General features: G+C 64.7%; 30 protein-coding genes. 23 read left to right on the top strand and 7 right to left on the bottom strand.

Annotation, left to right across the window (positions count from 1 at the left end; all coding sequences use genetic code 11):
- Window positions 1-4 precede the first annotated feature (4 nt).
- From FOM02_RS39820 to dhaK, 8 genes are read left to right on the top strand one after another with little or no spacing between them, the layout of a single operon-like run.
- A complete protein-coding gene (locus FOM02_RS39820) occupies window positions 5-1102 on the top strand; it encodes an ABC transporter ATP-binding protein (RefSeq protein WP_027557140.1) in 1098 nt (365 codons plus the stop codon).
- A complete protein-coding gene (locus tag FOM02_RS39815; protein ID WP_265441004.1) occupies window positions 1095-2102 on the top strand; it encodes an ABC transporter ATP-binding protein in 1008 nt (335 codons plus the stop codon). Before FOM02_RS39820 ends, FOM02_RS39815 begins: the two co-directional genes overlap by 8 nt.
- Complete coding sequence (dhaL, locus tag FOM02_RS39810; protein WP_027557142.1) at window positions 2099-2713, top strand: dihydroxyacetone kinase subunit DhaL; 615 nt, start codon at window positions 2099-2101, stop codon at window positions 2711-2713. Before FOM02_RS39815 ends, dhaL begins: the two co-directional genes overlap by 4 nt.
- Window positions 2710-3096 (top strand): dihydroxyacetone kinase phosphoryl donor subunit DhaM, encoded by a 387-nt coding sequence (dhaM, locus tag FOM02_RS39805; RefSeq protein WP_027557143.1) that lies wholly within the window; start codon window positions 2710-2712, stop codon window positions 3094-3096. The genes dhaL and dhaM overlap by 4 nt, the downstream gene beginning before the upstream one ends.
- Window positions 3089-3403, top strand: a complete 315-nt coding sequence (locus FOM02_RS39800; protein ID WP_051377959.1) for an HPr family phosphocarrier protein — start codon at window positions 3089-3091, stop codon at window positions 3401-3403. The genes dhaM and FOM02_RS39800 overlap by 8 nt, the downstream gene beginning before the upstream one ends.
- Before the next feature lie 4 nt (window positions 3404-3407).
- Window positions 3408-5006 carry a phosphoenolpyruvate--protein phosphotransferase gene (gene ptsP / locus FOM02_RS39795; protein WP_028146327.1) on the top strand — a complete coding sequence of 533 codons (1599 nt, stop codon included), beginning with the start codon at window positions 3408-3410 and terminating at the stop codon, window positions 5004-5006.
- A complete protein-coding gene (locus tag FOM02_RS39790) occupies window positions 5003-5434 on the top strand; it encodes a hypothetical protein (protein WP_027557146.1) in 432 nt (143 codons plus the stop codon). The genes ptsP and FOM02_RS39790 overlap by 4 nt, the downstream gene beginning before the upstream one ends.
- 38 nt (window positions 5435-5472) lie before the next feature.
- Window positions 5473-6462, top strand: a complete 990-nt coding sequence (gene dhaK, locus FOM02_RS39785; RefSeq protein WP_027557147.1) for a dihydroxyacetone kinase subunit DhaK — start codon at window positions 5473-5475, stop codon at window positions 6460-6462.
- A gap of 280 nt (window positions 6463-6742) precedes the next feature.
- Here the strand turns inward: dhaK and FOM02_RS39780 are convergent, their stop codons facing one another.
- From FOM02_RS39780 to FOM02_RS39755, 6 genes are all read right to left on the bottom strand, one after another.
- Entirely contained in the window at window positions 6743-7579 is an 837-nt protein-coding gene (locus tag FOM02_RS39780) for an ABC transporter substrate-binding protein (RefSeq protein WP_027557148.1), read from the bottom strand.
- A gap of 70 nt (window positions 7580-7649) precedes the next feature.
- Window positions 7650-8132: a MaoC family dehydratase gene (locus tag FOM02_RS39775; protein ID WP_027557149.1), complete on the bottom strand. Its 483-nt coding sequence runs from the start codon at window positions 8130-8132 to the stop codon at window positions 7650-7652.
- A 9-nt stretch (window positions 8133-8141) separates the two neighbouring features.
- Window positions 8142-9725: an acyl CoA:acetate/3-ketoacid CoA transferase gene (locus FOM02_RS39770; protein ID WP_027557150.1), complete on the bottom strand. Its 1584-nt coding sequence runs from the start codon at window positions 9723-9725 to the stop codon at window positions 8142-8144.
- Window positions 9726-9741: 16 nt separating this feature from the next.
- On the bottom strand, window positions 9742-10884 hold the full coding sequence (locus tag FOM02_RS39765; protein WP_027557151.1) for an acyl-CoA dehydrogenase family protein: 1143 nt from the start codon (window positions 10882-10884) through the stop codon (window positions 9742-9744).
- Window positions 10885-10896: 12 nt separating this feature from the next.
- Window positions 10897-11265 carry a tautomerase family protein gene (locus FOM02_RS39760; protein WP_027557152.1) on the bottom strand — a complete coding sequence of 123 codons (369 nt, stop codon included), beginning with the start codon at window positions 11263-11265 and terminating at the stop codon, window positions 10897-10899.
- A gap of 3 nt (window positions 11266-11268) precedes the next feature.
- Window positions 11269-12354 carry a LacI family DNA-binding transcriptional regulator gene (locus FOM02_RS39755; protein ID WP_027557153.1) on the bottom strand — a complete coding sequence of 362 codons (1086 nt, stop codon included), beginning with the start codon at window positions 12352-12354 and terminating at the stop codon, window positions 11269-11271.
- Between the two features lie 184 nt (window positions 12355-12538).
- Between FOM02_RS39755 and dapA the strand changes: the two genes are divergently transcribed.
- From dapA to FOM02_RS39700, 11 genes are all read left to right on the top strand, one after another.
- A complete protein-coding gene (gene dapA, locus FOM02_RS39750) occupies window positions 12539-13447 on the top strand; it encodes a 4-hydroxy-tetrahydrodipicolinate synthase (protein ID WP_027557154.1) in 909 nt (302 codons plus the stop codon).
- Between the two features lie 16 nt (window positions 13448-13463).
- The gene (locus tag FOM02_RS39745; RefSeq protein ID WP_027557155.1) at window positions 13464-14654 is read left to right on the top strand and encodes a CaiB/BaiF CoA transferase family protein; all 1191 of its coding nucleotides are present in this window, start codon (window positions 13464-13466) and stop codon (window positions 14652-14654) included.
- Complete coding sequence (locus tag FOM02_RS39740; protein ID WP_035729909.1) at window positions 14651-15814, top strand: acyl-CoA dehydrogenase family protein; 1164 nt, start codon at window positions 14651-14653, stop codon at window positions 15812-15814. The genes FOM02_RS39745 and FOM02_RS39740 overlap by 4 nt, the downstream gene beginning before the upstream one ends.
- An 11-nt stretch (window positions 15815-15825) precedes the next feature.
- Window positions 15826-16233 (top strand): MaoC/PaaZ C-terminal domain-containing protein, encoded by a 408-nt coding sequence (locus FOM02_RS39735; protein WP_027557157.1) that lies wholly within the window; start codon window positions 15826-15828, stop codon window positions 16231-16233.
- 3 nt (window positions 16234-16236) lie between these two features.
- Window positions 16237-16668 (top strand): MaoC family dehydratase, encoded by a 432-nt coding sequence (locus tag FOM02_RS39730; RefSeq protein WP_027557158.1) that lies wholly within the window; start codon window positions 16237-16239, stop codon window positions 16666-16668.
- Entirely contained in the window at window positions 16665-17618 is a 954-nt protein-coding gene (locus tag FOM02_RS39725; protein ID WP_027557159.1) for a dihydrodipicolinate synthase family protein, read from the top strand. Before FOM02_RS39730 ends, FOM02_RS39725 begins: the two co-directional genes overlap by 4 nt.
- Before the next feature lie 11 nt (window positions 17619-17629).
- The gene (locus FOM02_RS39720) at window positions 17630-17932 is read left to right on the top strand and encodes a DUF4286 family protein (RefSeq protein WP_092218603.1); all 303 of its coding nucleotides are present in this window, start codon (window positions 17630-17632) and stop codon (window positions 17930-17932) included.
- 122 nt (window positions 17933-18054) lie between these two features.
- Window positions 18055-18891 (top strand): ABC transporter substrate-binding protein, encoded by an 837-nt coding sequence (locus FOM02_RS39715; protein WP_027557161.1) that lies wholly within the window; start codon window positions 18055-18057, stop codon window positions 18889-18891.
- 17 nt (window positions 18892-18908) lie between these two features.
- Window positions 18909-19640: an amino acid ABC transporter permease gene (locus FOM02_RS39710; protein ID WP_027557162.1), complete on the top strand. Its 732-nt coding sequence runs from the start codon at window positions 18909-18911 to the stop codon at window positions 19638-19640.
- Window positions 19637-20428 carry an amino acid ABC transporter ATP-binding protein gene (locus FOM02_RS39705; protein WP_027557163.1) on the top strand — a complete coding sequence of 264 codons (792 nt, stop codon included), beginning with the start codon at window positions 19637-19639 and terminating at the stop codon, window positions 20426-20428. Before FOM02_RS39710 ends, FOM02_RS39705 begins: the two co-directional genes overlap by 4 nt.
- A gap of 3 nt (window positions 20429-20431) precedes the next feature.
- The gene (locus tag FOM02_RS39700) at window positions 20432-21373 is read left to right on the top strand and encodes a dihydrodipicolinate synthase family protein (RefSeq protein ID WP_027557164.1); all 942 of its coding nucleotides are present in this window, start codon (window positions 20432-20434) and stop codon (window positions 21371-21373) included.
- 87 nt (window positions 21374-21460) lie between these two features.
- Here the strand turns inward: FOM02_RS39700 and FOM02_RS39695 are convergent, their stop codons facing one another.
- Window positions 21461-22348 carry a LysR family transcriptional regulator gene (locus FOM02_RS39695; RefSeq protein WP_036055481.1) on the bottom strand — a complete coding sequence of 296 codons (888 nt, stop codon included), beginning with the start codon at window positions 22346-22348 and terminating at the stop codon, window positions 21461-21463.
- A gap of 156 nt (window positions 22349-22504) precedes the next feature.
- Between FOM02_RS39695 and FOM02_RS39690 the strand changes: the two genes are divergently transcribed.
- Genes FOM02_RS39690 through FOM02_RS39675 form a run of 4 tightly spaced genes read left to right on the top strand, consistent with a single transcriptional unit; the run spans window position 22505 to window position 25937 of the window.
- Window positions 22505-23461 carry an N-carbamoyl-D-amino-acid hydrolase gene (locus FOM02_RS39690; protein WP_265441003.1) on the top strand — a complete coding sequence of 319 codons (957 nt, stop codon included), beginning with the start codon at window positions 22505-22507 and terminating at the stop codon, window positions 23459-23461.
- Between the two features lie 36 nt (window positions 23462-23497).
- On the top strand, window positions 23498-24322 hold the full coding sequence (locus tag FOM02_RS39685) for an ABC transporter substrate-binding protein (RefSeq protein WP_027557166.1): 825 nt from the start codon (window positions 23498-23500) through the stop codon (window positions 24320-24322).
- Window positions 24319-25176 (top strand): amino acid ABC transporter permease, encoded by an 858-nt coding sequence (locus FOM02_RS39680; RefSeq protein ID WP_027557167.1) that lies wholly within the window; start codon window positions 24319-24321, stop codon window positions 25174-25176. Before FOM02_RS39685 ends, FOM02_RS39680 begins: the two co-directional genes overlap by 4 nt.
- The gene (locus FOM02_RS39675; protein ID WP_027557168.1) at window positions 25173-25937 is read left to right on the top strand and encodes an amino acid ABC transporter ATP-binding protein; all 765 of its coding nucleotides are present in this window, start codon (window positions 25173-25175) and stop codon (window positions 25935-25937) included. Before FOM02_RS39680 ends, FOM02_RS39675 begins: the two co-directional genes overlap by 4 nt.
- Window positions 25938-25946 lie beyond the last annotated feature (9 nt).

Genomic DNA, 25946 nt, shown 5'->3' with positions numbered 1-25946 from the left:
CGCGATGGCACAGATCAAGGTCGAGGCGCTCGACAAATCCTTCGGTGCGTTTCATGCGGTCAGGTCCGCCAGCTTCACGGTGGAGGACGGCCAGTTCCTTTGCTTGCTCGGACCGTCCGGCTGCGGCAAGACCACGACGCTCCGCATGATCGCCGGCCTGGAGCTGCCGACGGCGGGCACGATCCGGCTCGATGGCGAGGACGTGACGATGAACCGCGCATCGGCGCGCGACATCGCCTTCGTGTTCCAGCTCTTCGCGCTCTATCCGCACATGAATGTCCGGCGCAACATCGGCTTTCCCCTGAAATGCGAGGGCGTCGGCGCGGCCGAGCGTGATCGACGGGTCGTCGAGGCTGCGCGCATCCTGCGGATCTCGCACCTTCTCGACCGCTCCGTCTCCGGCCTTGCCGGCGGCGACCGGCAGCGTGTTGCGCTGGGCCGGGCGATCGTGCGCAAGCCAAAGTGTTTTCTGATGGACGAGCCGCTCGGCGCGCTCGATACCGAGATGCGGGACGCCATGATTCATGAATTGCGGGCCCTGCATGACCGGCTGGGCGCGACGACTGTCTATGTCACCCATGACCAGCTCGAGGCCATGGCGATGGCCGACAGGATCGCGGTGATGAACAACGGCGTCGTCGAGCAGGTGGCGAGCCCGCGCGACATTTATGACCGGCCGGCTTCGCTGTTCGTCGCCGACTTCATCGGCTCGCCGCCCATGAATTTCCTGCCGTTCCGTGGCGGCCTGCAGACCGGTGAAGAGGCGATCCGGCTCGGCGAGCGTGACGTCGCAATTCCTGCGGCGCGGGAGGCCATGGCGGAAAGCGAGCTCGTGCTCGGGGTACGGCCCGAGCATGTGCGTTTTACCGATCGTGGCATGGTGCGCGGCGAGGTCTATGGCACTGAATATCTGGGCACGACGCAGATCGTGACCGTGACGACGCACTACGGCGCGCTCAAGGCCCGCTCACCCAGCAGCAAATCGTTTCGGACCGGCGAGACTGTCGGGCTCGATTTCCGGCCCGATACGCTGTCGATCTTCGACAAGGCATCCGGCCGGGCGATCCGCACCGCGCTGCATGAGGGAGGCGCGCATGGCTGAGGTCGAGATCAATGCCGTCTCCAAGGCCTTCGGCAAGACTCAAGCCTTGAGTGATCTATCGCTGACCGTCGGCGACGGTGAGTTCGTGGCATTGCTCGGGCCGACCGGTGCCGGCAAGACCACCGCATTGCGCTTGATCGCCGGATTGGAGCAGCCGGATTCTGGCTCGATCCGCATCGACGGGCGCAGCGTGACCGGCGATGCGCCGGCGGACCGCGATGTTGCCTTCGTCTTCCAGCAATATTCGCTGTATCCACACCTCACCGTGTTCGAGAACATGGCCTTCGCGTTGCGTGCGCCGACCCACCGCGTGCCCGAAGCCGATATCCGCGCGAAGGTGCAGGAGGTGGCGCGCCTGCTTCATATCGAGACCAAGCTGGACAACAAGGCGACGCAGCTGTCAGGCGGCCAGATGCAGCGGGTCGCGATCGGCCGGGCGCTGGTCCGCTCGCCCTCGATCTATCTGATGGACGAGCCGCTCTCCTCGCTGGATGCCAAGCTTCGCGGCGAGCTCCGCCTCGAGCTCAAGCGGATCCAGGTCGATCTCGGCGCGACGATCCTCTATGTCACCCACGATCAGACCGAGGCGATGACCATGGCCTCGCGCATCGGCGTGATCGAAGGCGGGCGGCTGATGCAGATCGGCACGCCGCGGGAAATCTACGAGAACCCAATCAACGCGCATGTCGCAGCAAGGTTGGGCCAGCCGACGATCAATCTGCTGCCGGCGGCGCTGTTCGCGGGGGCGCCCGTCGGCGTCGAGACGATTGGCGCGCGGACCGAGCACCTGACGATTGCGCGCGGCGGCGGCGACATATCGGCAACCGTCAAGCGGGTCGAGCATCTCGGCGACCAGAGCCACCTTCATCTCGATCTCGCGGGTCGACCGGTCGTGACCCTGGCGGATCCCGAGGCGGGTTTTGGCGCCGGAGACGTCGTGTCGCTGCGTTTGAATAAACCGCTGTTTTTCGATGCGAAGGGCTGGAGGGTAGCGGCATGAGCCTTGATCGGGTAGCCAGGGAAAGATTGGTTCGAGCGCTGGCGGCGTCGGTGATCGAGCATGCGGACGAGTTGACGAGCCTCGACCAGGCGATTGGCGATGGGGATCACGGGCTGAACATGAAACGCGGTTTCGAGGCGGTGCTCGCCGCATTGCCGGGCCTTGCTGACAAGTCGCTCCCCGAAATGCTGAAGGCGATCGGAATGACATTGGTGATGAAGGTCGGCGGTGCGTCGGGGCCGTTGGTCGGAACTTTCTTCATGGAACTGGGCAAGGCCCTTCCGGAGCAGCCGAGCCGGACCGATCTGGTCGCGGCGACGGAGAAGGCAATCGAGGCCGTCAAGGCGCGCGGCCGTTCGGAGGCAGGACAGAAGACGCTGCTCGATGTCCTGGTGCCGGTGCACGCGGTTCTCGCGGGAGGCGGTGATGCCAAGGCAATCGCGGCCGAGGCTGTGCAAGCGGCCGATCGCACCACGCCCATGCAGGCCATCCGTGGCCGCGCATCGTTCCTTGGCGAACGTTCCATCGGTCATATGGACCCGGGCTCGCGCTCGGCGTCGCTTCTGATCGGCGCAGCAGTTGAGACACTGGAGCTCGAGGTCAATACATGAGCAACGTCGGAATTGTCATCGTGTCGCATTCGCCGAAGATCGCGGAAGGCGCGGCCGATATGGTGCGCCAGATGGTCGGGGACGCAGTGCCGCTGGCCTGGACCGGTGGCGATGTCGATGGCGGCCTAGGTACGAATGTTGCGGGAATCCTCGAGGCGATCGAGACAGCCTGGTCACCGGCGGGTGTAGCGATCCTCGTCGATCTCGGCGGTGCCGAAACCAATTCGGAGATGGCGGTCGAGATGCTCCCGGAAGACCGGCGCGCGCGCGTGCTGGTCTGTAATGCCCCGGTGGTCGAGGGGGCCGTGATCGCTGCGACCGAATCTTCGGGCGGCTCATCGCTTGCCGCCGTCAAGCGCAGTGCGGAGGAATTCTATGCATGATGCCAACGCCAACCGGGCGGCCCAGACGTTTGTGCCGCTGACCGCTTCGGCGGTCCTCGTCAATCCGGTCGGCCTGCACGCGCGGCCGTCGGTGAAGCTCACGCAATGCGCGAAAGGGTTTGTCGCCAAGATCGAAATTGCGCTTGCAGCCGAGGGGCCGTGGACCGACGCCAAGAGTCCGGTGAAGGTGATGCGTGTGAAAGCGCCGCAAGGCGCAACGCTGCATTTCCGCATTGCCGGCCCTGATGGCGAGGCGGCGCTCGCGGCCATGCTGGCGCTGGTGCATGACGGTTTCGGCGAGGCGTAGAATCGTGGGCGAGATTCACCTCACCGGCCATCCCGCCTCGCCAGGCCTCGCCATCGGCCCGGTCGCCGTGTTGACGAGTGCAGTGGCGAGCAGGGTGACGAAAGGTGATCCCGCGCAGGAGGCCGCAGCGCTGAAGGCAGCGATCGAGGGGGCAGCAGCCGAGCTTGCCGAACTGATCGCGAAGGTTCATGGCGAGGCCGCGGAGATCCTGGAATTCCAGGTCGCGATGCTCGGTGACGATGCGCTCGCGGAGGGGGCTTACGAGGCTGTTGCGGGCGGTACGGCTGCCGATGAGGCCTGGCGCGCAGCACTCGATGCGGAGATCGCCGGCTATCGCGCGGCGGATGAGGAGTATTTCCGCGCCCGTGCCGCCGATCTCGTCGACATTCGCGATCGCGTGCTCGCAGGGCTGAACGGCGCAAACACGATCGCAAGAATCTCCGGAGATTCCGTCGTCACGGGTGACGATATTTCGCCGTCGACGTTCCTCGCTGTGGACTGGACCCGCGGCGGTGGCATTGCGCTCGCTAGCGGATCGCCATCGTCGCATGTCGCGATGCTCGCGCGATCGCGCGGCGCCCCCATGGTGGTTGGACTAGGTCCATTACCGTGGAACGGACAGCCGCCGTCATTGGCTCTGGTCGACGGCGATACCGGCCGCGTGATCTTTGATCCCAAGCCGGAAACGCGCCGCCTGTTCGAGCAGCGCATGGGGGAGGCGCGTGCCGCACAGATCGCTGCCGATGCGGGCCGCCTCAAGCCGGCGCTGACGGCCGATGGAAGGCGCATCGCCATCCTTCTCAATGTTGCCGCACCCGAAGACCTTGCGGGTCTCGATCCAGCAATCTGCGACGGCATCGGCCTCGTGCGCACCGAGTTTCTGTTTGAAGGATCGAGGGGCCTGCCCGGCGAGGACGCGCAATACGCCGTCTACCGGCGCATCCTCGAGTGGGCTGCAGGACGGCCGGTGACGATCCGCACCCTCGATGCTGGCGGCGACAAGCCAATCCCCGGCGTGACGGTCGATGGCGAGCGCAATCCATTCCTGGGCCTGCGCGGGATCCGGCTCTCGCTGGCGCGGCCGGAGGTGTTTCGCGTGCAGTTGCGGGCGCTGTGCCGGGCGGCCGTGCATGGGACGCTGAAGGTGATGCTGCCGATGGTCGCTATCCCTTCGGAGCTCGACCGGGCTAATGCCATGATGGACGTCGAATTTGCGGCCCTCAGCGCAGAGGGCATCGCTTGTGCCCGGCCGCCGCTCGGCATCATGGTCGAGGTCCCATCCGCAGCGTTATGCGCAGAGGACTTCGGCGCGGCGTTCTATTCCATCGGGTCGAACGATCTGACCCAATACACAATGGCTGCGGCACGCGATATCGGCGCTGTCGCCGACCTCAACGATGCCGGCCATCCGGCGGTGCTCGCGCTGATCGCGCGAACGGTCGAGGCCGGGCGCAAGCGGGGTGTCGAGGTCTCGCTCTGCGGCGATGCCGCGGCGGACACGCGTTTGACGAAGGCGCTGCTGGCGACCGGCTTGACGACTCTGTCGGTCTCGCCGATTGCGGTGGCGCGGCTCAAGGCCGCCATTGCCAGGGTGACCGCATGAGTGACGACGCAGGCGAAGACACAAGTCGACCGGGCGACAGCAATGTCGCGGATTACAAGCTCATTTTGCGACGGGCGCTCGACAACCGGCCGTCCGGGACGCGGCTGAAGCTCGCGGCGGCGCTCGGCAAGAATCGGTCATTCGTCAGCCAGATCACCAATCCGGCCTATCTGGTGCCGATCCCGGCCAAGCATGTCCCGATTATCTTCGAGGTCTGCCATCTGGCAGGTGCGGAGCGTGCCGCTTTCCTCGAAGCCTATGGGCGCGCGCATCCGGGGCGGCTGCGCGGCGCCCACCGCGAGGCGCGCACGCGTGTTGTGACCGTGACGGTGCCAGATCTCGGCGACGACAAGAAAAATCGCGCGCTCGAGCAGCTCATCGTCGACTTCGCTGCCCAGCTCGCGCGCTACGCCGAAAGCATCGGTTGACCAATTCGAAACGCAAAAAAGATCACGGGGAGGACGCCATGAAAAAGCTGATCAACAGCGCCGACACGGTGCTCGAAGAGAGTCTCGACGGATTGGCGGCTGCGCATGCCGATATCCTGTTGCTCGGTGCCGACAGGAAGTTCGTGCGCCGCCGCAACCTGAAGCCTGGCAAGGTCGCGCTGATCTCGGGCGGCGGCTCCGGCCATGAACCGCTTCATGCCGGCTTTGTCGGCCACGGCATGCTCGATGCCGCCTGTCCGGGCCAGGTCTTCACCTCACCGACGCCGGATCAGATGATCGAGGCGACGGAGGCCGTCGACACCGGGGCTGGCGTGCTCTTCATCGTCAAGAATTACGAAGGCGACGTGATGAATTTCACCATGGCCGCCGAGATGGCCGGACGCGATGTCGAGAGCGTAGTGACCAATGACGACGTCGCGGTCGAGAAATCGACTTACACGACCGGTCGCCGCGGCGTCGCAGGCACGCTCATCGTGGAAAAGATCGTCGGCGCCGCTGCCGAGAAGGGAATGCCGCTCGCCGCTCTCAAGGCGCTTGGCGATGATATCAACCGGCGTACCCGCTCGATGGGCGTAGCGCTGCTGCCGTGCACCGTTCCGGCGGCGGGTCGGCCGAACTTCACCCTGGGTGACGACGAAATGGAAATGGGTGTCGGCATTCATGGCGAGCCGGGACGCCGCAGGGTGCCGCTGGGCTCTGCCGATGCGATTGCTGCCGAGATGCTCAACGCGATTTTGGGCGATCTCGCGCCGAGCAAGGGCAGTGAAGTGCTTCTTCTGATCAACGGGTTTGGCGCGACGCCGCTGATCGAGCTCTATCTGATGGCCAACAGCGCCAAGCGCATTCTGGACGGAGCGGGGATCACGGCCACGCGTTTCCTGACTGGTTCCTACGTGACGTCGCTCGACATGGCTGGTGCTTCGATCACCGTCTCCGTGCTGGACAGCCAGTCAAGGGAATTGTGGGATGCGCCGGTGCATACCGCCGCGCTACGCTGGGGTATCTGATGGACGGGAACGAAGAATCAACCATGAACGACAAAGCGATACTCCCGAGGGGGCAGATGTTCGGGACTTTCGGTCTCGGCATGGGCGAGACGTTGGTTACGTGATCGAGAAGATCGAGCTGGATGTCGCACTTCAGGCGCTGTCCGCGACCGACATGCGTCGACGGCTTCGCAAGCCTTAGAATCCTGTCAGCTTGAAGAACGGCCTGCGGTGCACGAATTCATTAGGCCACGTTCTTGTGTCGTATGTGCGCTGCCGCACATGAGGCAGCGCGGGCTTGTCAATTCGTCGGCCCGTCGCCGCGGATCGCGAACGTGGTCGCCTTCAGCTTGGTCATGCCGAACTTGTCGAACAGCTTGTCGTAGGTGCCGTCGGCGCGGATCGCGGTGAGGGCATCAGCGACGGCCTGGGCGAGCTGCTTGTCGCGGAAGGCGAAGGTGATGTCGGTGCCGGCGATGTCGCGGACCCAGATCTTGGCGATGCCCTTCTGCTCGAGCGAGTTGGCGGTCTCGTTGATGTTGAGCGCGGCCTCGAGCTGCCCGGCGCGCAGCGCCGCGGAGGTGGCGGTGACGGTGGTGAAGGTGCGCAGCTCGATCGGCTTGAGGCCCTTGGCCTCCATTGCAGTGCTGAACTCACGCGCCTTGCGCTCGGTGTAGGTCGCCGATTCCACGCCGACGACGCGGCCGGCGAGATCCTCGAATTTCTCGAGCTTCAGGCTGGAGGAGGGATCGGTGTAGATGCTGATCGCCTGCTGCGCGTAAGGCACGAGGTAGAGCATCTTGGAGCGCTCCTCGGTCCAGAACAGGCCGGTGTTGATGGCATCGAACCGCCCCGAGCGCAGCGCCGGGATCATCGGCGGGAAGTCCATGCGCAGGAACACCGCCTCGATGCAGATGCGTTTGGCGATCTCGCGGGCGAGCTCGACATTGAGGCCCTGCAGCTCGCCCTTGTCGTCGACGAATTGCTGCGGTGGCAGCGTCGGGTTGATCGACATCTGCCATTTCGGCGCCTCGATCAGGCTGGACGCCGGTACCTTCGGCGAGCAGGTCTGAGCACCGGCGGCCTGCGTCAGGCCGGCCAGAAGGAGGAGGGCGGAGAAGGTTTTGGGAAGTCGCATCTGAATACTCCGATCAAATCGTGGGTGGCAGAGGAGCCGTTCTCCGGTCCGCGTCTTCTTCAATGTCTCGTCATGTGGGCGCCGTCGCGTAGGCTTGCCGGGTCAGGATCAGCGAGATGTGGCGCGCCGCGGTCACCACCTCGTCGCGCTGGTTGAGGAGGTCGAGCGTCTCGACGACGATGCCGCGCCCCGGATTTTTGGTCGGCCGCTTCTCAACGAAGCGGAAGCGGACGCGCAAGGTGTCGCCGGCGACGATGGGGCCCTTGAATTTCACCTCGTCCCAGCCGAGCGAGGCGACCGAGGTCCCCTCATACAGCTTCAGCTCAGACTTCAGTCCCTCCATCAGCGAGAGACCAAACAGCCCGTGGCCGATCACGGCGGGAAAGCCGCGGGAGCGCGCGTAGCCTCTGTCGATGTGAAGCGGATGATGGTCGCGCGTGACGTCGGCGAAGGTCGCGATGTCTGCCTCCGTCACGGTATGCGCAGCGGTCTCGAACTCGGCGCCGAGCGCGATGTCCTCGTAGCGGAGATTGATGGGAGCGCTCGTGTCCATGCTGATTCCTCAGGCGACTTTCCGTGGCCGCGCCGGCAGCGCCTTGAAGCTCTGCGCGATTCCCATCGGGCCGGACCGGAAAATGCGCGGGTCCATGTCCTTCAAATGCGGGCTGATGCGCGGCTTGAAACCCATATGGGCGAGGATGTCCTCCTCGAGGCGGACGCCCGGCGCGATCTCGGTCAGGGTCACGAAGCCGTTCTCGAGCTCGAACACGGCGCGCTCGGTGACGTAGCTGACGTGCTGGCCACGCTGCGCGGCGAGCGAGGCGCTGAAGCTGATCTGGCCCACTTGTGAAACGAATTTGCGAAAGGCACCGTCGCGCCGGATCGCGAGGCGGCCGTTCTCGACGCCGATATCGAACTTGCCGCCGGTCATGGTGCCGCTGAAGATCAGCCGCTTGGCGTTCTGGGTGATGTCGATGAAGCCGCCGGAGCCGTCGCGGCGCTCGCCGAAGCGGGTGACGTTGACGTTGCCGGTCTCGTCCACTTCCGCGAAGGAGAGAAAGGCGCAGGAGAGGCCGCCGCCATCGTAGAAGTCGAACTGATAGGCTTGGTCGAGAATGACGCGCGGGTTGATCGCGGTACCGAATTCGCGCGCATGCCCGGGTACGCCACCGACCACGCCGGATTCGACCGTCAGCGTGATCAGGTCGGAGATGCCTTCCTCGGCCGCGACATTCGGGATCATCGCGGAGATGCCGACGCCGAGATTGACGACGTCGCGCGGACGCAATTCGAAGGCGGCGCGGCGAGCGATCACCCGGCGTTCGGTGAGCGGATCGGGCGTGATCAGTGCCTCAGGGACGCGCGCCTCGCCGCAGCGCGCCGGATCATAGGCGGTGCCGTAGGTCTGCATCTGCTCGGGCTCGAGGACGACGTGGTCGATCAGGAAGCCCGGGATCTTCACCATCTGCGGATGGATCGAGCCGCGCTTCACGATGCGCTTGACCTGACAGATCACGGTGCCGCCGGCATTGTGCACGGCCTGGGCAATCGAGAGATCCTCGCGCGTCGTGCCCTCGTGCTCCATGCTGATATAGCCGTCTTCATCGGCCGACGTGCCGCGGATGATGGCGACGTCGGGTGGGGCAGGGACGCGGTAGAGCAGCCATGACTGGCCGTGCAGCTCGAGCAGGTCGACGAGCGGCGCGGTGGTGCGCTTGTTCATGCGCCCGCCATCCTGGCGCGGGTCCATGTAGGTGTTGAGGCCGACATGCGTGAGCACGCCGGGATGCTTGGCAGCCATGGCGCGGCAGAGTTGGCTCATCACGCCTTGCGGGAAATTGTAGGCGTCGATCAGCTCGTCTCGGACGAGGCGCATGAACGGCACCTGAAGCCCGAAATTACCGCCGATCACGCGCGCGATCAGGCCTTCATGGGCGAGATGGCAGAGCCCCTTCTCGGTCACTGCGCCGACGCCGGTGATGTTGATTAGCGTCAGATCGTGTGGGCCCTGGCCGCCGAGGAATCGTTGCTCCAGCGCGTCGAGGATGGCTTCGGCAGCGCCCGTGCCGCCATTGCCGCCGACGATCAACGTGTCAGCGTCGCGGATGAGAGCGGCGGCCTCCGCCGCTGTGATGATGCTCAGCATGACGGCGCTTCCCGCATCACGCGGCCTCCTTCTCGACCTGGCGGGCGATGATCAGCCGCTGGATCTGGTTGGTGCCCTCGTAGATCTGGGCGAGGCGGACGTCGCGGAAGATGCGCTCGATGCGGTATTCGCGCGAATAGCCGTTGCCGCCGTGGATCTGCAGCGCGTTGGAGACGTGCTTCATCGCCATGTCGGTGGTGAATAGCTTTGCCTGCGCCGCCTCCTTGGCGATCGGCTCGCCGGCATCGTGCAGGCGCGCGGCGTGATGGATCAGCAGGCGCGCAGCCGCAATGTCGGTCGACATGTCCGCGAGCATGAACTGCACCGCCTGGAAGCCGATGATGGCCTGGCCGAACTGCTTGCGGTCCTTTGCGTAAGTCGTGGCGTCCTCGAAAGCGGCCTGCGCCATACCGAGCGCCATCGAGGCCATCATCAGCCGGCTGAAGTTGAAATTGCTCATGGCCATCTTGAAGGCCTGGTTCTCCGGTCCCATCACGCTGTCGGCGGGAAGTCGCACGTCGGAGAAGGTGATCTGGCAGTCGTCGAGGCCGTGCATGCCGAGCAGCTCCTCGTTCTTGCCGCGAGCGATGCCGGGCAGGGCACCGTCGACGAGGAGACAGGAGATGGAGCGGTGGCCCGCTTCCGGGCCGGTGCGCGCGAACACCATGATACGGTCGGCGACGCCGCCGAGCGTTACCCAGGCTTTCGTGCCGTTGAGCCGCCAGCCATTGCCCTCGCGCACGGCGTTGGTGCGGATACCCGCGACGTCGGAGCCGTGGTCGGGCTCGGAGACGGCGGTGGCCGGAATGATGTCGCCGCTCAGGATTTTGGGGATCAGCGCCTTGTGCACTTCGGTGCCGTGATGATCGAAGAACAGCACGGCCTCGACAGGGATCGCGAAGGCGTTGGCGACCGCGCCGGAACAGCGCGCCAGCTCCTCCATCGCGATGCAGGCCGCGACGGCATCGAGGCCTGCGCCACCGGCGCCTTCGCGCAGGCAGATGCCGAACAGGCCGAGATCGGCCATGCCCTTGTAGAGCGAGCGGTCGAACCGGTCCTCGCGATCGATCGCAGCGGCCCGCGGCAGGATCTCGGCTTCCGCGAAGCGGCGGGCGGTCTCGCGCAGGGCTTTCTGGTCTTGGCTGTAGAAGCGGTCCATGGCGTGCTCCCGTCAGTCGCTGGCGAGCTTGGAATCGTGGGCAACTTCGCTGCGGTCACGGTCGAGGAAATAAACCGCGACATCGTCGCCCGGCACGCCATAGGCGCTGCACACGCCCCGGGTCAGTGCGATGGCGGCGGCGCGGCGTTCGGCCTCGCTGCGGCGGAAGGCGTGGACCTTGAGCAGGATGCGCTGGCCGGTGGCCTGAGCGCCGAACGTGCCGGCGTGGGCGTAGTCGTCGGGCGCAATCGGCAGGAAGTAGAGCGTGACAGTATCAGCGGTGACGCCGAACGCCGACATCAGGCCGTCAGTTACGGTCCGCGCCAGCGCGGCCTTGCGCTGGGATGGAACTTGTGGGGCGAGCACTTCGACATAGGGCATCGATCAGACCTTCGCGGATTTGGCCGCAGACGATTTAGATGAAGACGACTTGGACTTCGCGGATTTCACAGGGGCCGGGACGTCGATCTGGCGGCAGGAGTCGCGCTTGATCAGTCGGGCGCCGACGCGATACTCGCGCACGCCGTCACTGCCGTTGCCCCTGGCGTCCATCCGCTGCAGCAGCCGGTCGACGGCGAGATTGGCAAGATCCCGTGCGCCGTTGTCGACGATGCTGATGGCCGGACGATGCCATTCGAACCACGGCATGTCCTCGTAGCAGAGCAGGGAGAGATCCTGGGGAATCGCGATGTTGCGCTCCGCCGTTACGCGCAGGACGCCGAGTGTTGCCTCGTGATTGGCGACGAAGATCGCGCTGGGCGGGCGGGGAAGGTCGAGCAGCTTGCGGGTGCAGGTTGCGCCGATCTCGGGCACGAAATGGCCGGCATGAATCAATGTGTCGTCTTTGGCGATGCCGGCCTCGCGCAGCGCGCGGACATAGCCGGACAACCGTTCGCGGCCGGACGTCGTGTCTTGGCGGCCGACGATCAGCCCGATACGCTTGTGCCCGAGCTCGATCAGGTGGCGCGTGCCCAGATAAGCGCCTTGCGGATCGTCGGCGAGCACGGTCTCGAGATCGGTCGCGTCATCGCGCCGCACCAGGCAGACGATGGGCACATCTTTCGCGAGTGTCTTGAGCTGCGCGCCATTCTTGCCGGTCGGCACCACGATCAGTCCGTCGATGCGGTGGTCGACCAGCGTGGTGAGGGTATCGCTCTCCTGCTGCGGATCGTCGCCACCGATGCACAGAAGCATTTGATAACCCAGCGCCTTGAGGCGCGCCTGCACCACTTCGGCCATCACCTGGAACGAGGCGTTGGTGAGATTGTGGACGAGAAGTGCAACGAGTCGCGACTGCCCGGTCTTGAGGCCCCGTGCGATCGGGTTCGGCCGATAGCCGAGCTCGCGTGCGATGCGCACCAGGCGCTGCTGCGTGCGCTCACTGGTCAGGCCGGTTCCCGTCAGCGCTCGGGAAGCAGTGCTGACTGAAACACGGGCCGCCTGTGCCACATCTTTGAGCGTGACGCTCATCAAACCTGCCGATAGACTGCAAACGATTGCAGAAACGCTAAGAGCTTATTCCGCACGGATCAAGCTCAAAAAATGGATGGTGTTGCCCAATGCGGAGCCATTTATGCAAACGATTGCATAATGCATGCGGATATTCCGCAGGCGGCGTCCATCCCTTGAGTGCACCCGAGCACCCGGCAGTTCCCTGATGAAGACGTTCCGCGGCACCTACACCGTCATGATCACCCCGTTCACGGCAGCGGGCGAGGTCGATGTCGCTGCATTGCGCGCCTTCGTCGATTGGCAGATCGCGCAGGGCATTCACGGGCTGATTCCGCTTGGCTCGACCGGCGAGTTCCTGTCCATGGACGATGACGAGAAGGCGCTGGTCGCCGAGGTCGTCATTCGCCAGGCCGCGGGCCGCGTCCCCGTCCTGATCGGCACCGGCGCGGAGGATACGCGCGAGGTGGTCCGCCTCAGTCGCCGTGCTGAAAAACTGGGCGCCGACGGCGTGATGATCATCCCGCCTTTCTATTCGACGCCGACCGACGACGAGCTCGTTCATCACTACAAGACGGTGGCCGACGCGATTGCGCTGCCGATCATGGTCTACAACAACCCGGCGACCGCCAATGTCGATCTCAAGCCGCCTCTGGTGGCGCGCATCGCCGAGATCGACAATTGTCTCTATATCAAGGAGTCGACGCTGGAGGTGACGCGCGTGCGCGACATCATCCGCCTCTGCGGTGACAGGATGACCGTGTTCGGCGGCATCCTCGGCTTCGAATCCTTCGTCGAGGGCGCGCAGGGCTGGGTGGCCGTGGCGTCCAACGTGGTCCCGGCGGAGATGGCCCGCATCTTCAGCCTCGTCGCCGACCACGGCGCGATCAAGGAAGCGCGCGAGCTCTATCTGAAATACCTGCCGGTGATCGAATTCGTCGGCGGCCAGGCCTATGTCGCCGGCAGCAAGGCGCTGCTCGGGCATATGGGCTTTGCGGTCGGCCATCCGCGCTCGCCGCGGCTGCCGCTGCCTCCCGCGCAGGATGCGGCCGCGCTGGCGCTGGTCAAGACGTTCGATCTCGCGTGGCGCGGTGCGCCGGTTGCGGCCACTTGAACTGAGGTGTGAACGGATGAACCTGCTCGACGGCGTCAAGATCCTCAGCTTCAATCATTACCTAGCGGGGCCGCTCGCCGCGCAGACGCTCGCCGATCTCGGCGCCGACGTCATCGCGGTCGAGCCGATCGAGGGCGCGTTTCAGCGCAACTGGGCGGTCGCCAATCATTTCGTGGCGGGCGATAGCGTCAATCATCTGGCGACCGGGCGCAACAAGCGCAGCATCGCCGTCGATCTCAAGCATCCCGACGGCATTGCCGCGGTGAAGAAGCTGGTCGCGACATCCGATGTCGTGATGGAGAATTTCCGCCCCGGCACCATGGCCAAGCTCGGTCTTGGCTATGACACGCTGAAGGCGATCAATCCCGGCTTGATCTACGCGGTGGCAACCGGCTTCGGATCGGAAGGGCCATACAAGGACCGCCCGGGCCAGGACCTGCTGCTTCAGGCGATGTCAGGCCTTGCGATGCGGACGGGGCGTGCCGATGGCGAGCCGACGGCGGTCGGCGCGGTGATCGTCGATCAGCATGCTGCCTCGCTCTATGCGATGAGCATTCTCGCTGCATTGTTCGCAAGGACGAAGACCGGGAAGGGGCAGCTCGTCGAAGTGAACCTCTATCAGGCTGCGATCGATCTCCAGGTCGAGCCGTTGACGGCCTGGCTGAACGGCGCACCGTCGCCGACCCCGCGCGGGCCGGCGGGTATCGCGGCGTGGTTCAGCCCCGGGCCGTACGGTGTTCACGCCACGGCGGACGGTCATATGGCGATCTCGATGGCAGCGCCCAAGGCACTGGCCGTCGCGCTCGAGAGCGAAGCGCTGAAGCAATTCGGCGACGCCGACAGTTTTTCGAAGCGCGAGGAGATCACGCGGATCGTTGCAGCCCGCTTGAAGCAGAAGTCGACGGCCGGCTGGCTGCCCTCGCTCGAAGCGGCGCAGATCTGGCATGCGCCGGTGCAGGATTATCGCGATCTCGAATCCGATCCCCAGCTCAAGCATCTCGGTGTGTTCAAGACCGCCGAGAGTGCCGGCGGCGCGCCGATCCGGATGGTCGCCCATCCCGCGCGCTATGACGGCCAGACGCCGGAGGTGCGGCTGGTGCCGCAGCGGCTCGGTGCGCAGACCCGCGAGGTGCTCGGCGAGATCGGTTACGGTGCCGCCGACATCGACGCCATGATCGTCGGCAAGGCTGTGGGAGTGGCGCGATGATCGATTTCTCGCTGCCTGAGGATACGCGCCTGCTCGTCGACACCGTCCGACGCTTCGTCGAGACGGAGGTGCAGCCGCTCGAGGACGAGGTGGAGCAGACCGCCAAGGTGCCGGCCGAAGCGCTCGCAGTCACCAAGGCCAAGGCGCAGAAGCTCGGCCTCTACGCGATGAACATGCCGGCGGATGTCGGCGGCGGTGGGCTGTCCTGCGTCGAGCATTGCCTGGTCGAGGAAGAGTTCGGGAAAACCTCTGATGCCCTGATCCGCCGTGTGTTTGGTCAGGTCTATCCGATGCTGATGGCCTGCAAGAGAGATCAGGTCGAGCGTTATCTGCTGCCGACGGTGAAGGGCGACAAGATCTGCGCCATGGCGATCACCGAGCCCGGCGCGGGGTCCGACGCCGCATCGATCAGCACGACGGCGCATCTCGATGGCGACGAGTGGGTGCTGAACGGCACCAAGCACTTCATCAGTGACGGCGACATCGCCGACTACGTGATCCTGATGGCGCTCACCGACAAGGACAAGCGCGCACGCGGCGGCATCACCCTGTTCCTGGTCGATCGCGGCACGCCCGGCTTCAAGGTCGCGCGCACCCAGCCGATGATGGGCCACCGCGGCTATGGCCATGCCGAGCTGAGCTTCGAGGACTGCCGCATTCCGAAGGCGGCCGTGCTCGGCGAGGTCGGCGGCGGCTTCAAGCTGATCATGCAGAGCGTGCTCCAGATCCGCCTCGCCCATATCGGCGCCCGCGCGGTCGGCATGGCGCAGCGCGCGCTCGAGATGATGCGCAAGCACGCCGGCGAGCGGCGCCAGTTCGGCCAGCTCATCGGCGACTTCCAGATGGTGCAGAAGCTGATCGCGGATTCCGCCACTGAGATCTTCGGCGTGAAGATGATGGTTATGAACGCTGCCTGGGACATCGATCAGGGACGGGATGCACGCGACAAGGTCTCGATGATCAAGGTCGCGGCGTCCGAGATGCAGGGCCGGGTGGTCGACCGCGCCATCCAGGTGTTCGGCGGCATGGGTTTCAGCAAGGACCTGCCGCTGGAGCGGATGTATCGCGACGCTCGCGTGACCCGCATCTATGACGGCACTTCCGAGATTCACCGCATGCTGGTTGCGCGCAGCACCATCAAGAACGGCTTGCAGCTCTAGGGAAACGACCGATGCCTCACGCACCTCTCAAGCCGGGCGCAGTCTTCGCCTTCCGCAAGACCATGACGGTGGCCGAGCAGGCGATGTTCACCGGCATCAGCGGCAATCTCGGCGGTCTCTACGTCGACGCCGTCCGTGCCAAGAAGGCGGGCGCCTCCAACATGGTGGCCTTCGAGCTCGCCGTCGGTGGTCTGGCCACGACCTGTCTCAGCCAGCTCGGTGGACCGACGCGGCGGATCGGCAGCATCGCGCTGAATTTCGCTGCGCCCGTGATCGTCGGCGAGTCCGTCGAGGCCAGGGCCGAGATCGTTTCGGTCGCAGGCGATGAAGCGATCTGTCGCGTCACCTGCATGCTGTCACCCTCAGGCGCGACTGTAGTGGACGGCACCGCGACGCTGGTTCCCTTCGCGAAGGTCTGAGCCATGTACGAGCCGAAATCCTTCGACGATCTCAAGGTGAACGACAGGGTCAGCCTCAGCAAGACCATCACCGAGGCCGATGGCGCGCTCTATATTGCCGCGACCGGCGATTTCGGCCCGGTTCATGTCGACGAGGTCTATGCCGGCGCGACGCGCTTTGGCCGCAGGCTCGCACCGGGGATCATGGTTGCGGGCCTCTGCACCAGCATCCTGACCAGCGAGCTGGTCGGCACCGTCGGCGTGTCGGTGGAGGACCGTTTCTGGTTCACCGGTCCGGTGTTCTACGGCGACACGCTCACCTTCGACGTCTGGATCGCCGAGCAGCACGACGAAACCCGCACCATCATCTGGGAGGCGAGCGCCCGCAACGAGGGCGGCCTCGAAGTGCTGAAAGCTCGCGCGAGCCTCAAATTTCCACGGCGGAAACCGTCATGAGCAAGCCGATGAAGAAACCTGACCTGCGCGGCGTCACGGTCGCGACCGTGCTGCCCTTCAAAGACGACAGCTCGATCGACTGGGACGGCTATGCTCGCGTGCTGGACTATTGCGCTTGCCCGGATGGCATCGCGGCGGTGTTCGTCAACGGCCACGCGGGCGAGGGCGGATCGCTTTCGGACGACGAACGTCAGGCGGTGATCGAGCGGACGCGCCGGCAGATCGGCGGCAAGCCGCTGCTTTCAGGCATCATCGCGCATTCCACCGCGGAGGCGATCCATCAGGCCCAGCTCGCGGAAGCTGCCGGCGCCGATTGTGCCGTGCTGTTCCCGCCCGCGCCGCTCGGCGGCGGTGCCTCGGCGACTTCGCGCGCGCCGGTGGCCTTCGTGCAGGCGGTGAGCTCCGCGATCGGAATTCCCGTGTCGATCTTCCAGTATCCGCTCGCGTCCGGCTTCGGCTACTCGCCGGAGACGCTCGCGAAACTCGCAGCCCTCGATAGCGTGATCGCCATCAAGGAAGGCAGCGATACCATGCTGGCCTATGACGAGAACCGCCGTGCGGTGAAGCAGGCCGATCCCTCGGTCGCGATCCTGCCGTCGAACTTCAACTGGTTCCTGCCGCAGTTGGCCGTCGGCGGCGACGGCATTCTCTCGGGCCTCGTCAGCCTCGCGCCACAGCTGTTCGCAGCGCTCTGGCAGGCCTCGCTCGCCGACGACCTCGAGGCGATGCGCGCTGTCAACGAGCGGCTCTATCCGATCGTCCGCGCCATCTATGGGCCTGCCCCGATCATGGACATGCACACCCGCATGAAGGTCGGGCTGAAGGCGCTCGGCCTGATCCGCAACGCCGATCCACGGCCGCCACTGCTGCCGGTTCTGCCTGCGCTGTGCGACGCCATTGCAACGACGGTCGGCGCGGCGCGCGCGGCCGGCGACATTCGCATGGCATGAGGGACCAACTGATGCCGGACGAAGCCTTCATCCATATCGTGCGGGTCGACATCGATCCTGAGCACGAGGCTGCGTTCAACGCCTGGTACGAGCAAAAGCATTTCCCTGATCTGCTCGCTTGTCCCGGCTGGCTCTCGGCCAAGCGCTTCGTCTCCATCGGTGACGGACCGAAATACGCCGCCATGTACGAGGTCGCGGGGCGATGGGCGTTCGAGACGCCTGAGTTCCTGAGGGTAAAGGGTTTTGGTCCGTTCGAATCCCTGGTGAGGAATTTCATGCGCATCCAGCTCAGGCCGATGTCGGGACCGGCTTGAGCAGTTCGAAGACGATGCTGCCTGCCGTGTCGCGAGGCCCGGCCGGCTGCATCCAAGAAACGTCGAGGGGAATCCCGGGCGAGGAATTGCATCGGTCATTGGCGTCTTACTGGAGGTATCACATGGTCTCGACACTGCTTCGCTTGGGTGTGACTGCCGCACTCGTTCTCGCATCCACGGCGGTGCATGCCGCCTGTACGCCCGCAATCACCGACGACAATCTGATCGTGCCCGGAAAATTGCAGCTCTCGATCAATCCGACCAATCCGCCGCAGCAATTCGTCGACAAGGACGGTCAGTTGCAGGGCCTCAACGTGGAACTCGCCGCCGAGCTCGGCAAGCGGTTGTGTCTTCCGATCGAACTCGTCCGGATGGATTTTCCGGCCATGATTCCTGCCTTGGGCGCAGCGCGCATCGACGGCGTCAATACCGGCATGTTCTGGACCGAGGAACGCTCGAAGCTGATGTACATGGTGCCGTACGCCGTTCAGGCAATCTCGGTCGTGGTTGCGCCCGACAGCGGTACAAAAATTGCTACCGAAAACGATCTGATCGGAAAATCATCCGCGGTCGAGGTCAGCAGCTACCAGATGAACTGGCTCAAGAAACTCAGCGATGCGAGCGTGGCGAAGGGCGGCGCAGCCGTCGAGATGCGTACATTCCCGACCGCGACCAACGTCGTGAGTGCGTTGCTCGCGGGCCAGGTTGACAACGCGCTGCTGGTGGACAGCGTGGCGCGCGACCTCGTCGGCCGTGGCCGCGTGAAGGAAGTCCTGAGCGGGCTCGGCACGGCCAGGACCACGCTCGGTTTCCGCAATAGAACGGTCGCCGATACCGTCGTCAAGGCGCTCAACGCGATGCGGGCTGACGGCTTTTATCAGGCGCTGTTCGATAAGTTCGGCTTGACGGCCATGCCGGCCGACCAGCCGCTCGCGATCGCCGGCCCCGGACCGGCCTGAGATACGGAGACGAGCCGATGAGCCATTTCAGTCCGACGGCAGCCGTCAACTATTTCTTCAACTACTTCCTGATGAAGGGGGTGCTCGTCACCATCGGCTTGACGGTGGCGGCGGTCATCGGCGGATTGATCCTTGGCATGGGCATCGCGCTGATGCGCATGTCGTCCAATCCGGTGCTGTCAGGAATCTCACGGTTCTACATCTGGTTCTTCCGCGGCACGCCGCTCCTGATCCAGCTGGTCGTGATCTACAGCGGCTTGCCGCAGCTGGGCATCAAGTTCAGCGTGATCACCTGCGCGCTGGTCGGCCTGATCCTCAATGAGGCGGCCTACCTCGCCGAGATCGTGCGCAGCGGCTTCATGGCGGTGTCGGCGGGGCAGCGCGAAGCCGCCTGGGCGCTCAGCCTGTCGCCATGGGTGACGTTCCGCCGGGTGACCCTGCCGCAGGCGTTCCGGCTGATGATCCCGCCGCTCGGCAACTCCATCAACTCGCTGTTGAAGGCGACCTCGCTGGCGTCCGTGATCTCGGTCGAGGAGCTGATGCGCCGCAGCGACATGCTGATGCAGGAGCATTTCCAGATCCTCGAAGTCTATGCGGCGGCAACGGCGTATTACCTGATCCTCACATCGGTCTGGGATGCGGTACAGCGCCGGCTCGAGAAGCATTTCGGTCGATCGAGTGTTGCGAAGTCCAGGAAGGTCGCGGCCAGGACGCCGGTCGCACAGGCGAGCGTGGAGGCCCGGGCATGAGCGAGATGTCGATGAACCCGGCCGAAGATGCAGCAGCTCAGCCGCAGCTCCGTGAGGAGCCTGCGGTTCGCATGGAGGCGGTCTACAAGCACTATGGCGACTTCACCGCGCTGGACCAGGTCGATCTCAAGGTCGCCAAGGGCGAGAAGATCGTGGTCTGCGGTCCCTCCGGCTCGGGCAAGTCGACGCTCATTCGTTGCATCAACCACATCGAGAAGCACGACGAGGGCCTGATCTACGTCAACGGCGTCGAGCTCGATCGCCAGCGCAAGAACATCGACGCCGTCAGGCGCGACACCGGCATGGTGTTCCAGAGTTTTAATCTGTTTCCGCACATGACTGTGCTGGAGAATTGCATCCTGGCTCCGATGACCGTGAATGGCATGTCCGAGGCGGAAGCCAGGGATCTCGCCATGCATTTCCTCACCAAGGTCCGGATTCCGGATCAGGCCGAGAAATTCCCTGGGCAGTTGTCGGGCGGCCAGCAGCAGCGTGTCGCCATCGCGCGCGCACTGTGCATGCGGCCGAAGATCATGCTGTTCGACGAGCCGACCTCGGCGCTCGACCCCGAGATGGTCAAGGAAGTGCTGGAGACCATGAAGAAGCTAGCGGAAGAGGGCATGACCATGCTGTGCGTGACCCATGAGATGGGCTTTGCCCGCGAGGTCGCCGACCGCATCGTGTTCATGAACGAAGGCAAGGTGGTCGAGCAGGCCGCGCCGGAGGAGTTCTTCGGGAATCCAAAGTCGGAGCGGGCGCGGACGTTCCTCGACCAGATCATTCACTAGCGGATGTCGGTCAGGACGCGGACATTTGGCGATCGGCTTCGCGGCATTCATGCTGCGACGATCGTCCCGATGACGCCGGACTTTGGGATCGACGAGGCGAAGCTTGCAGCGCATCTCGCCTCGGTCGCCTCCACGCCCGGCATCAACGGGCTCCTGGTCAACGGCCACGCCGGCGAGAATTTCGTGCTGTCCCTCGCTGAAAAGCAACGCGTGGTGGAGCTGACGAGAGAGCACGCTCCGAAGGACTGCCTGATCGTCTCTGGCGTCAATCATGAATCCAGCCTGGAGGCTGCGCGAGAGGCAGCCACGCTGGAGCAGGCGGGTGCGGACGGGCTGCTGGTGTTTCCGCCCAACAGCTGGGCGCTCGGTCACGCCGACGGCTGTGTTATCGAACATCACCGCCGTATCCGCGATGCCACGACCGTGCCGCTGATGCTCTACGCCGCGCCAGTCGGTGCGGGTGCAATGGCCTATGTGTCGCCGCTGCTCGAGCAACTCGTCGCCGACCCTCGCTTCGTCGCGATCAAAGAGGGCAGCTGGGAGGTCGCTGCCTACGAACAGAATTTGAGGCTGATCCGCAAGCTGCGGCCGGACTTCACCGTGCTCGGCTCGGGAGATGAGCACCTGCTGACGAGCTATCTCGTCGGCTCGGCCGGCAGCCAAGTCAGTCTCGCCTGTGTCGTTCCGGAACTGGTGGTCAGCCTCTGGATCGCGGCGGAGGCTGGCGATTGGCCGCGGGCTCGCGCGGTGCACGACAAGCTGTATCCGCTGGCAGCTGCGATCTACCGCGATCCGCCCGGAGGACGGGCAACGGTGCGGCTCAAGGCCTGCCTGAAGCTGCTCGGACGCCTGTCATGCGACGCGGTGCGGCCGCCGCAGCCGCCGGCGACACCGGATGAGTTGCGGGCACTCGACCTTGCCTTGCGGATCGCCGGACAGGGATGATGGCGGCACATCAGAACGATTTCGCGCGTGGTCGGGCGGCCTGACTAGGTACGACGTCGGCTTGTGCAGTCAGAGTAAATGCGCCCATCATTCAAGCTGTCGGCTTGCTCGGCGGACTTCATCGAGGAACACTCTTGCAAGACGCGAGAGCGGCTCGGCCTCCGACCACAGCATGTATGCCAGAGCAGGTGTCTTGGGAAGGAAGGGGCGTATGACCAGCCCTTGATTACCAGCCTGGTGCGGCGAGAATGGATCCACCACCGCCGCGCCGACGCCTGCCGCGGCGAGCACGCAGGCGGTGTTGCAGTATCGCACCTCGACGGTCGGCTGGAATGGAGCGCCGGCCGAAGCAAAACTCGCGCGCACGGCCTCACCCAACTGTGTTCCACGCTCGAGCCCGATGAAGGGGAGATCGACGAGATCGGACGCGGTGATCACCGCGCGGTCCGCCAGCGGATGCTGCGGCGGCATGACGCAGACCATCTCGCCGGTGTGGACCACTTCATGCGCGATGCCCGGATGATGCGAGAAGCCGAGCACGAAGCCGAGCTCGGCGACCCGGCTCAGCAATCCGTCGATGATACCCTCATAGCGGCGTACGTCGAAGAACATCCGCGTCTGCGGCCGCCGACGCAGGAAGACCGACAATGCGGGCGGGATGATGCTGTAGGCCAGCGGCGGCGTTGCGACGATCGACAGATGCCCAGTGCGACATTCCCTGAGGTCACGGACGCGGTTTTCCAGCTTGGCATGCAGCGCAAAAATCGTCTCGCTTTCCTTGTAGAGCGCCATCGCCTCCGCGGTCGGAAACAGGCGGTTGTTGACGCGCTCGAACAAGGCGAAGCCCGCCTGCGTCTCCATCGCCTTCAGCGCGTTGCTGATCGCCGGCTGTGACAGTGACAGCTCCTCGGCTGCTGCGACCGTTGTCCGGTGTCGAACGACCGCACGCAAAATTTCGAGTTGGCGCAGGTTCATCTATTCGTGCCCGTTATAGTTCGGCTGAAAATATCATAGCACGAGTGATTGCCAACGCTGTCCAGCTTTCTTGTAATGCACTGCGGAAAGTGCGCTGCCGAAGGGAAAATCGGTTCGCCTAACGAGGCAGCAGTCCGCTTGATTTGGAGGCAATGTTTGACCCGCGTCCTTCGTGCTGCGGCCGCCCAGATGGGGCCGACGCAAAGAGCAGACACCCGCGCGCATACGCTCGATCGCATGTTGAAACTTTTGGATGCGGCGGCTGAACAAGGCGCGCGCTTCGTGGTGTTTCCCGAACTGGCCTTCACGACGTTCTTTCCGCGCTGGCTGCTCGAAGGCGATGGGCTCGATCAGTATTTCGAGCGCGGCATGCCGAACCCGGCTGTCCAAGCCCTGTTCGACCGCGCCCGCGCGCTCGGCGTCGGCTTCTATGTCGGCTATGCCGAGCTGACAGCAGATGGCCGGCGCTACAATTGCGCGATCCTGGTCGACGACGTCGGCGAGATCATCGGCCGCTATCGCAAGGTGCATCTGCCGGGCTCGGTCGAGCCGCGGGCGGGCGCGCGCTATCAGCAACTCGAGAAACGCTATTTCGAGTATGGCGATCTCGGCTTTCCGGCCTTCCGCACCGGTTCGGCGTGGGGACAGGCGATCATGGGCATGATGATCTGCAACGATCGCCGTTGGCCGGAATCCTGGCGGGTGCTCGGCCTGCAGGGCGTTGAGCTCGTGTGCATCGGCTACAACTCCGCGGCCTACGATCCGAACGGCGGGACCAGCGAGGATGCCGCGCTGCGCACCTTCCATTCGACGCTGGTCGCACAGGCCAACGCCTACATGAACGCGACCTGGGCGATTGCGGTGGCGAAGGCGGGCGACGAGGATGGCTCCGGCCTGATCGGCGGCTCCTGCATCGTCGATCCGAATGGCAGGATCGTTGCACAGGCGAAGACCCTCGCCGACGAAGTCATCGTCGCCGACATCGATCTCGATCTCTGCCGTCAGGGCAAGGACAAGATGTTCAATTTTGCGGCCCACCGGCGGCCCGAGCAGTACCGGGCGATCACCGAACGCGCCGGCGTCATCGAGCCGGCGCTTCTCGACATGGATTGACACGCGGCCGGTTGCAGCGTTGGCAAAGGAGCTGACATGACACGCCTCTCGCTTTTGCTTGGCCTTGCCGTGCTCGTCGCAGCCACTTCGGTGCGGGCAGCTGAACTGCCTGCGGAGATCAAGCAAGCCGGTGCGCTGAAGCTGACGGTAAACTCGACCTATGCACCGATGGAATATCGCGATCCCGCGACCAACGAACTGGTCGGGCTCGACATCGATCTCGCGAACGAGCTTGCCAAGCGGCTTGGTGTGAAGATCGTCTGGAGCGAGACGCCGTTCGCCGAGCTTATTCCATCGCTGCAGACAAAGCGCGCCGATTTCATCATCAGTGGCATTCAGGATCGCAGCTCGCGGCGCGAGACGGCGGATTTCATTGATTACCTGACGACGGGACCGCAATTCTTTGTCATGGCCGAGAGTGTGGCGAAGATCGCCACCGATCTTTGCGGCAAGAAGGTCGGTACCACGCGCAGCACCGCTTTCCCGCTCGAGATCGAGAAGTGGAGCAAGCAGAATTGCGAGGCCGCAGGCAAGCCAGCGATCCAGTATGTTCCGGGCGAGAACTCGATCGATGTACGGAATCAGCTCAAGCAGGGCCGCATCGATGCCGCCGTGCAGGGCAGCGAGACCTTGCCTTATGCCCAGCAGCAGGAGGCCGGCAGATATCGCGTCATCGGCGAGCAGTTGTCCACGGGTTATCAGGGCATCATGTTCCGCAAGGACGATGCCGCACTGCGCGAAGTAGTGACAGAACATCTCGCGGCGATGATCGCCGACGGCTCCTACAAGAGGATCCTCGACAAATTTGGGCTGGGTGCGAATGCGGTCGAGAAGCCCCTGATGAACGCAGCGCCGCAATGAGGGCATCCCCGACCCTCGCAGACGGATTTCCTGATCTCTCGCAGATGCAGATCGCGCGGGAGATCCACTGGCGGCGGTGGCTGGCAGCGGCCGCGATCGTCGTGGTGCTTGCGGCGATCGCTCGCGCCTTTGCCAATGGCCAGATCGAATGGTCCTATGTCAGCCGCTTCCTGACCGCGAAGGTGATCCTCCAGGGCATCGTCAACACCATGGTGATGGCGGTGCTCGCGATGGCACTCGGCATCGTCCTCGGCGTGGCCGCGGCAATCATGCGGCTGTCACCCAATCCGGTGCTGAAGTCGGTTGCCGCAGGTTACACTTGGCTGTTCCGCGGCACGCCGCTGATCCTGCAACTCCTCCTGTGGTTCAACCTCGCGCTGGTGTTTCCGACCATCGGTATTCCCGGCCTGTGGACGGCGCGGGCCGTTGACGTCATGACGCCGTTCCTCGCAGCGCTGCTCGGGCTCGGCATCAACCAGGGTGCCTATACGTCGGAAGTGATGCGCGCCGGCATGCTGTCGGTCGACGCCGGGCAGTATGAGGCGGCGCAGGCGATCGGCATGGGGCGGCTGCGGGCGCTGCGGCGGATCATCCTGCCTCAGGCGATGCGGGTGGTGATCCCACCGCTCGGCAACGAGTTCATCGGCATGGTGAAGGCGACCTCGCTCGCCAGCGTGATCCAGTATCCCGAGGTGCTGCACAACGCCGAGAATATCTACTACGCGAATTCGCGCGTCATCGAGCTTCTGATCGTCGCCGGTTGCTGGTATCTGCTGGTGGTATCGATCCTGACGCCGCTGCAGATGTTGCTCGAGCGCCATTTTGCGCGTGGAACGGCACGGATCAACCGATGACGAAACCGCTCGTCGCGATCCGCTCCGCCAGCAAGGCCTTTGGAGAGTTCCAGGCTCTCAAGAATGTCTCGCTCGACGTGTGGCCGGGCGAGGTTCTGTGTCTGATCGGTGCGTCAGGTTCTGGCAAGACGACGCTGCTTCGCTGCATCAACCAGCTCACCGTGATCGACAGCGGCGGTATCTGGCTGGATGGCGAGATGCTGGGCGTCCGCGAGGAGGGCGGCAAGCTGCGCCGCCTCACCGAGCGGCAGATCGCGCGGCAGCGGCTGAAAACCGGCATGGTGTTCCAGCGCTTCAACCTGTTTCCGCACAAGACGGCGCTGGAGAACATCACGGAAGGACCGGTGCAGGTGCAGGGCCGCAACCCGGGCGAGGTGCGCGCCGAGGCAATCGAGCTCCTGCGGCGTGTCGGGCTTGCGACGAAAGCGGACTCCTATCCGTCGCAGCTTTCGGGCGGCCAGCAGCAGCGCGTGGCGATCGCGCGGGCGCTGGCGATGAAGCCGATGCTAATGCTGTTCGACGAGCCGACCAGCGCGCTCGATCCCGAGCTTGTGGGCGAGGTGCTGGCTGTCATGAGGGAGCTCGCGCAGAGCGGCATGACCATGATGGTGGTGACGCACGAGCTTGGCTTTGCCCGCGAGGTCGCGGACCGCGTCGTCTACATGGACCATGGCGCAATCGTGGAGTCCGGGCGCGCCGCCGACGTTCTCGGGGCGCCGTGTGAGGCGCGCACACAGGCGTTTCTGGCGGCGGTGATCTGATGGGGGGAG

The sequence above is a fragment of the Bradyrhizobium sp. SEMIA genome (genome assembly GCF_014844175.1).
GTDB lineage: Bacteria > Pseudomonadota > Alphaproteobacteria > Rhizobiales > Xanthobacteraceae > Bradyrhizobium > Bradyrhizobium arachidis.
This window is presented reverse-complemented; position numbering and strand designations above follow the sequence as displayed.

Coding starts and splice junctions, on each gene's coding strand:
- FOM02_RS39820 (WP_027557140.1), top strand. CDS start 5: ATGGCACAGATCAAGGTCGAGGCGCTCGACAAATCCTTCGGTGCGTTT.
- FOM02_RS39815 (WP_265441004.1), top strand. CDS start 1,095: ATGGCTGAGGTCGAGATCAATGCCGTCTCCAAGGCCTTCGGCAAGACT.
- dhaL (WP_027557142.1), top strand. CDS start 2,099: ATGAGCCTTGATCGGGTAGCCAGGGAAAGATTGGTTCGAGCGCTGGCG.
- dhaM (WP_027557143.1), top strand. CDS start 2,710: ATGAGCAACGTCGGAATTGTCATCGTGTCGCATTCGCCGAAGATCGCG.
- FOM02_RS39800 (WP_051377959.1), top strand. CDS start 3,089: ATGCATGATGCCAACGCCAACCGGGCGGCCCAGACGTTTGTGCCGCTG.
- FOM02_RS39790 (WP_027557146.1), top strand. CDS start 5,003: ATGAGTGACGACGCAGGCGAAGACACAAGTCGACCGGGCGACAGCAAT.
- dhaK (WP_027557147.1), top strand. CDS start 5,473: ATGAAAAAGCTGATCAACAGCGCCGACACGGTGCTCGAAGAGAGTCTC.
- FOM02_RS39780 (WP_027557148.1), bottom strand. CDS start 7,579: ATGCGACTTCCCAAAACCTTCTCCGCCCTCCTCCTTCTGGCCGGCCTG.
- FOM02_RS39775 (WP_027557149.1), bottom strand. CDS start 8,132: ATGGACACGAGCGCTCCCATCAATCTCCGCTACGAGGACATCGCGCTC.
- FOM02_RS39770 (WP_027557150.1), bottom strand. CDS start 9,725: ATGCTGAGCATCATCACAGCGGCGGAGGCCGCCGCTCTCATCCGCGAC.
- FOM02_RS39765 (WP_027557151.1), bottom strand. CDS start 10,884: ATGGACCGCTTCTACAGCCAAGACCAGAAAGCCCTGCGCGAGACCGCC.
- FOM02_RS39760 (WP_027557152.1), bottom strand. CDS start 11,265: ATGCCCTATGTCGAAGTGCTCGCCCCACAAGTTCCATCCCAGCGCAAG.
- FOM02_RS39755 (WP_027557153.1), bottom strand. CDS start 12,354: ATGAGCGTCACGCTCAAAGATGTGGCACAGGCGGCCCGTGTTTCAGTC.
- FOM02_RS39745 (WP_027557155.1), top strand. CDS start 13,464: ATGAACCTGCTCGACGGCGTCAAGATCCTCAGCTTCAATCATTACCTA.
- FOM02_RS39740 (WP_035729909.1), top strand. CDS start 14,651: ATGATCGATTTCTCGCTGCCTGAGGATACGCGCCTGCTCGTCGACACC.
- FOM02_RS39735 (WP_027557157.1), top strand. CDS start 15,826: ATGCCTCACGCACCTCTCAAGCCGGGCGCAGTCTTCGCCTTCCGCAAG.
- FOM02_RS39730 (WP_027557158.1), top strand. CDS start 16,237: ATGTACGAGCCGAAATCCTTCGACGATCTCAAGGTGAACGACAGGGTC.
- FOM02_RS39725 (WP_027557159.1), top strand. CDS start 16,665: ATGAGCAAGCCGATGAAGAAACCTGACCTGCGCGGCGTCACGGTCGCG.
- FOM02_RS39720 (WP_092218603.1), top strand. CDS start 17,630: ATGCCGGACGAAGCCTTCATCCATATCGTGCGGGTCGACATCGATCCT.
- FOM02_RS39715 (WP_027557161.1), top strand. CDS start 18,055: ATGGTCTCGACACTGCTTCGCTTGGGTGTGACTGCCGCACTCGTTCTC.
- FOM02_RS39710 (WP_027557162.1), top strand. CDS start 18,909: ATGAGCCATTTCAGTCCGACGGCAGCCGTCAACTATTTCTTCAACTAC.
- FOM02_RS39705 (WP_027557163.1), top strand. CDS start 19,637: ATGAGCGAGATGTCGATGAACCCGGCCGAAGATGCAGCAGCTCAGCCG.
- FOM02_RS39700 (WP_027557164.1), top strand. CDS start 20,432: ATGTCGGTCAGGACGCGGACATTTGGCGATCGGCTTCGCGGCATTCAT.
- FOM02_RS39695 (WP_036055481.1), bottom strand. CDS start 22,348: ATGAACCTGCGCCAACTCGAAATTTTGCGTGCGGTCGTTCGACACCGG.
- FOM02_RS39685 (WP_027557166.1), top strand. CDS start 23,498: ATGACACGCCTCTCGCTTTTGCTTGGCCTTGCCGTGCTCGTCGCAGCC.
- FOM02_RS39680 (WP_027557167.1), top strand. CDS start 24,319: ATGAGGGCATCCCCGACCCTCGCAGACGGATTTCCTGATCTCTCGCAG.
- FOM02_RS39675 (WP_027557168.1), top strand. CDS start 25,173: ATGACGAAACCGCTCGTCGCGATCCGCTCCGCCAGCAAGGCCTTTGGA.